General features: G+C 70.1%; 6 protein-coding genes. 5 read left to right on the plus strand and 1 reads right to left on the minus strand.

Features of this window, described 5'->3' with window-relative positions; translation table 11 throughout:
• The 4 genes from VKG64_03080 to VKG64_03095 form a co-directional block, all read left to right on the plus strand.
• The coding region (locus VKG64_03080) for an RHS repeat-associated core domain-containing protein (protein HKB24013.1) at positions 1–1,047 on the plus strand (1,047 nt) is incomplete at its 5' end.
• A gap of 1 nt (position 1,048) precedes the next feature.
• Positions 1,049–1,723, plus strand: coding sequence for a hypothetical protein (locus tag VKG64_03085; protein HKB24014.1), 675 nt, complete (start codon positions 1,049–1,051; stop codon positions 1,721–1,723).
• 292 nt (positions 1,724–2,015) lie between these two features.
• Entirely contained in the window at positions 2,016–2,471 is a 456-nt protein-coding gene (locus tag VKG64_03090) for a hypothetical protein (GenBank protein HKB24015.1), read from the plus strand.
• On the plus strand, positions 2,468–2,938 hold the full coding sequence (locus VKG64_03095) for a universal stress protein (protein HKB24016.1): 471 nt from the start codon (positions 2,468–2,470) through the stop codon (positions 2,936–2,938). The genes VKG64_03090 and VKG64_03095 overlap by 4 nt, the downstream gene beginning before the upstream one ends.
• Before the next feature lie 33 nt (positions 2,939–2,971).
• On the opposite strand, the gene VKG64_03100 is transcribed toward VKG64_03095, so the two are convergent.
• Complete coding sequence (locus VKG64_03100) at positions 2,972–3,439, minus strand: periplasmic heavy metal sensor (protein ID HKB24017.1); 468 nt, start codon at positions 3,437–3,439, stop codon at positions 2,972–2,974.
• Between the two features lie 101 nt (positions 3,440–3,540).
• On the opposite strand from VKG64_03100, the gene VKG64_03105 reads away from it, so the two are divergent.
• The coding region (locus tag VKG64_03105) for a molybdopterin-dependent oxidoreductase (protein HKB24018.1) at positions 3,541–4,610 on the plus strand (1,070 nt) is incomplete at its 3' end.

A 4,610-nucleotide genomic window follows, 5' to 3' on the forward strand; every position in this document is an offset into this window, starting at 1 on the left:
CGCAACCGCCTCGTCCGCCTGACCGGGCCCGCCCTCAGCGCGTCGTTCCTCTACGACGCGGTCGGGCGCCGCATCGCGAAGACGATCAACGACGTGACGACCCAGTTCCTCTATGATGGACCCGACATCGCCCAGGAGGTCGTCAACGGGCTTGCCACCGCGTATCTGCGCTTGCCCTTCGTCGATGCCCCCGTGGCCCGCGGCGCCGGCGCCTACTACCTCACCGACCACCTCGGCTCGATCCTCGGGCTCACCGACGCGGCCGGCGCCCTCACCACGCGCTACGTGTACGACCCCTTCGGTCTCGCGACGGCCGAGGGGCCAGCGTCCGACAACCCGCTGCAGTTCGCGGGACGTGAGAACGACGGCACCGGGCTCCTCTACTTCCGCGCGCGGTACTACGCGCCGGCGCTCCACCGCTTCCTCGGCGCGGACCTCCTGCCGGGCCTCGGCGCGAATCGGTACGCGTACTTGGGGAACAACCCGCTCGGCGCGCTCGACCCCTTCGGGCTGGAGACGATCATCATCACCGGGGGCTCGGCCTCGAGTGGCCCGGGCGGGTCGAGTGCGGGAGCCAACCCGGTGAACCCTGGTCTCACGCAGATCGCGAACCGCCTCGAGCCCCGCGAGAAGGTCGTGGCGATCCTCAACAGCGGTCAAACCGATGAGGCGTTCGAGCGGGCGTGCAATCTCAAGAAGAGCGGGCATCCGCTGTTCATCATCGGACACAGCTGGGGCGGGGAGAAGGCGCTCCGCGTTGCGCGGCGCCTCGTCGCCGACTGCGGGATCGGGCCCGACCACGTCTTCACGATCGACCCCTTCTCGGCCCCGGACGTGAAAGCGCCTCCCGGCGCTCCCGTGACCAACTTCTACCAGCGGCGAAGCTGGTGGTTTGGGGGGCCGGAGGTCGAGGGCGCAGTCGCAAACATTTTCGCTCCCGAGGCATTCCATGGAGACATCACCCGAAAGATGATCGTGCAGGACACAATCGTACAAACGATTTTTGAGAGCCGCGGTGTCGGACAGCCTCTTGGAGGGCGCTACTGACATGAAACGTGGGCTGGGCTGTTTCGTGCTCGTTCTTCCCCTGCTCCTCCAGGGATGCCTTCTCGATATCGCGCCGGCGCGCGAGGCGCTCGACGAGACCTGGAAAGCACGTATGCTGGCCGGCGAATACGGAAGCTGGTTCCATGGAAAGAAGTCGGCATCCGTCGGCCGAGACGAGATACGATCCTCGCCGATTGGGGCTGACCGGACGCGCTACGGCATTAGCCTCGAGAATGAAAGTACGCTCGGAGGCGGAGCGTGGTCGATGGACGGCGGGATGGTCGCGCGCGTCAGTCGACCGGGCGAGAGCGCGGAGCTCTTCGGCAAGAAGGTTTTGAGAATCCACGGTCCCTGGTACACCGTGACTCACCTCGATTACAGCTATGAATTCTTCCTCGTCGTGCGCCCGACTGCGACAGGACGCGGCCGGCTCGTCAAGCAATGGAGCTTTCCGCGAGAGAAGCTGGCGCTGAGGACCGCGCCGGGCGTTCTTGAGAGTCTGCCGCCGGACTATCCACCAGATGTTCGGAAATCACTGGAGTCCGAGGCGAACAAGAGATTCTACATCGACGGATTTCTCAGCTTCGACGAGCCGAGCAAGACGGCGACCGTCGCGATCACGGGGCTCGTCCGGCCGTTCGAGGAGCGCGTGGACCTGTCGGACGAGCTCCGGTAATCCCTCCTCTGTCAGCCGCAGAAATCATCAGAGCGTCAGAAAATTGCTGCCGCGAGCAGCACATGTCACGCGAGCGACACGCGGGTCTGACGCGTGACAAGTGACGGTGTGACCTAGCAGAATCCGTGTCACGATAGCGCGCGTCGCTCGCTGGCACGCGCAGTGCAGTAGCAGGACGCCGGGCTTCATCGGTGAAGCCGATGACCCGAGCAGTGGCGCCGAGGTCTCGTGAGGAGACCTGCGGCGCCGTTTTCGTCTCTGACAAGCGTTTCGTCTCTGACAAGGAGGACGGATGATTCGGATGCTGATCGGTCTTTCCGCATTCACCGCGCTCGCGGTGGGGATCGCGCTGGCCCACCGCGGCGACGTCGAAACGGCGCGCCGGCAGGATGCCGACGCCTCGTGGACCGCCCACCTTCACGTCCTGGACGACGCGCTCGCGCGCGGCGACATCAGCGCGGCCGTGCACGCGTGGCACGACGCCAACGCCGCGGCGCTCGCGAGCCGGCGCTGGGACGCGCTGGTCGAGGTGGGCGACGCGTTCCTCGAGATCGGGAGGGCGACAGGCACGCCGAGCGCGGCGAAGCCGAACGCGCGGCTGGCGTACCTGGCCGCCCTCGGCCGCGCGAACGCGGAGAAGTCCGTGGACGGTGTCCTGCGTGTCGCCGAGGCGTTCGAGAAGCTCGGCGACCACGAAGTGAGCCGCCAGTGCCTGAAGCTCGCCGAGCGGCTACGGAGCCAGGGATGACGCCCAGGCGCATCCTCGTCCCGCTGAGCGCGCATGACGACGCCGAGGCCGTGCTGTCCGTGGTGGCGGCGCTGGCGCGAGAGAGCGGCGCGGTCGTCCGCTGCCTGCGGGTCTGGCCGATCCCGGAGCCGCGCAGCGCGAAGTCCGACCGCGTCGTCGCGACCGTGGACCAGGAGATGGAGCGGCTCGGCGCTCAGGCGCTCGACGACTTCCGCCGCGCCGAGCCGTGGCTCCGGGGCGTGCCGGCGGAGAGCGTCGTGCGCTTCGGCAGCGCGGCGCGCGAGATCCTGGTCGAAGCTCACGCCTGGGACGCCGACCTCATCGCGCTGACGCAGACGGACGGCTGGCTCCGCCGCCTGCTCGGAGGCGGAACGACGCGCGCGGTCGCGCGGAAGGCCACGGTGCCCGTTCTCCTCTGTCGCCCGCGCCGCGAGGGAGGCGTCCGGCTCAGGTGGGCGACGGCGTGAGTGAGCCAGGCACCGTGGCCAGGACCGACGGGGCTAGCCGGTCGGCTGGAGGAGGTTCCGCCGCTGCTCGCGGAGCTGCCGGAGCTGCTGGCGGACCTGCGCCGCCTTCGCGAGCTGGTCCGCGGTCAGGACGTTACGGATCTCGAGCGCGAGCTGGACCCGCTCCTTCGCGAGCTGGCCGCGCAGCTGGTCGAGCTGCTGCGTCAGCGGGCCGAGCGTCGCGTCCGTCGGGGCGCCGGCGCCGTAGAGCTGGTCGCCGAGCTGCGCCTGCGCCGCGCGGAGCTGTTGCCCGAGGGCGCGGAGCTGTGGCCGGTGGCTGGTGTAGATCTGACGGATCTGCGCCCTCTGGGCGTCGGTGAGGCCGACGCTCCGGAGGATCGCGCCGCTCCAGCCGCCCGTGCCGCCGTGCCGGCCCCAGTGGCCGCCGTCGGCGAACACCGTTGCGCTCCAGAGCGCGATTGCCATCATCAGCGCGAGGGCGACAGTCTTGCGCAGTGTCATGGTCGTTTCTCCTTCCGGGCGCTCGAGCGCCCTCGCTATCACTGACGAACCCCGGACCCGCGCGTTTACCGTTCGGAGAGTTTGCGGTAGCATGAGGGCCCATGAGCTCGGAACGCCACAGCGTCTGCCCCCTCGACTGTCCCGACACGTGCAGCCTCACCGTCACCGTGGAGGCCGAGCGCATCGTCTCGATCCGCGGCTCACACGCCAACCCCTACACGGCCGGCGTGCTGTGCGCGAAGGTGCCCGCCGCGTACCCGGCGTTCGTCCACGGCGAGCGGCGGATCAGGACGCCGCTGCGCCGCACGGGCCCGCGCGGTGAGCCGCGCTTCGAGCGGATCTCGTGGCAGGAGGCGCTCGACACGATCCACGCGCGCTTCACGGCGATCGTCGCCGCCCACGGCCCGCAGGCCATCCTGCCGCTGAACTACGCCGGCCCGCACGGCAGCCTCGCGGGCGGCTCGATGGACCTGCGCTTCTTCCACCGGCTCGGCGCGAGCCTCCTCGAGCGCGGACCGCTCTGCGGCGGCATCCGCACCGAGGCGTGGGTGGGGACGTACGGCGCTGCGCCGGGCATGCGGCCCGAGCAGGCCGAGCACGCGCGGCTCATCGTCGCCTGGGGCAATAACGTCACGTGGTCGAACCTCCACCTGATGCCGGTGATCAACCGCGCGCGCAAGCGGGGCGCGAAGCTCGTCGTCGTCGATCCGCGGCGGACGCCGGTTGCCCGGCAGGCCGATCTCCACGTGGCGCTGCGGCCCGGCACCGACGTCGTGCTCGCGTGGGCGCTGGCCGCCGAGCTGGAGCGGCGCGGCGCGCTCGACCGGGAATTCATCGCCCGCCACGTCGAGGGCTTCGAGGAGTACATGACGCTCGCGCGGCGCTGGAGCGTCGCCGAGGCGGCGCGGGTCTGCGGCGTGCCCGAGAGCCACGTGAGCACGCTCGCCGAGTGGTACGCGACGATCTCGCCGGCCGCGATCAGCGTCGGCAACGGGCTCGAGCGCAACCAGAACGGCGGCAGCGGCGTCCGCGCGGTCTTCGCGCTGCCCGCGCTGGCCGGGAAGTTCGGCGTCCTCGGCGGCGGCCTCGTCAACGGCGCCCGCTACGCGTTCCCGAAGACGGCCGGGCGCCTGCAACGCCCGGACCTCGTGCCGGCGGGCACGCGCACGCT

The sequence above is a fragment of the Candidatus Methylomirabilota bacterium genome, assembly GCA_035260325.1.
Classification (GTDB): domain Bacteria; phylum Methylomirabilota; class Methylomirabilia; order Rokubacteriales; family CSP1-6; genus AR19.

What these genes read in the sequence shown, in the direction of transcription:
- VKG64_03090 (HKB24015.1), top strand. Translation starts at nt 2,016, where the DNA reads ATGATTCGGATGCTGATCGGTCTTTCCGCATTCACCGCGCTCGCGGTG.
- VKG64_03095 (HKB24016.1), top strand. Translation starts at nt 2,468, where the DNA reads ATGACGCCCAGGCGCATCCTCGTCCCGCTGAGCGCGCATGACGACGCC.
- VKG64_03100 (HKB24017.1), bottom strand. Translation starts at nt 3,439, where the DNA reads ATGACACTGCGCAAGACTGTCGCCCTCGCGCTGATGATGGCAATCGCG.
- VKG64_03085 (HKB24014.1), top strand. Translation starts at nt 1,049, where the DNA reads ATGAAACGTGGGCTGGGCTGTTTCGTGCTCGTTCTTCCCCTGCTCCTC.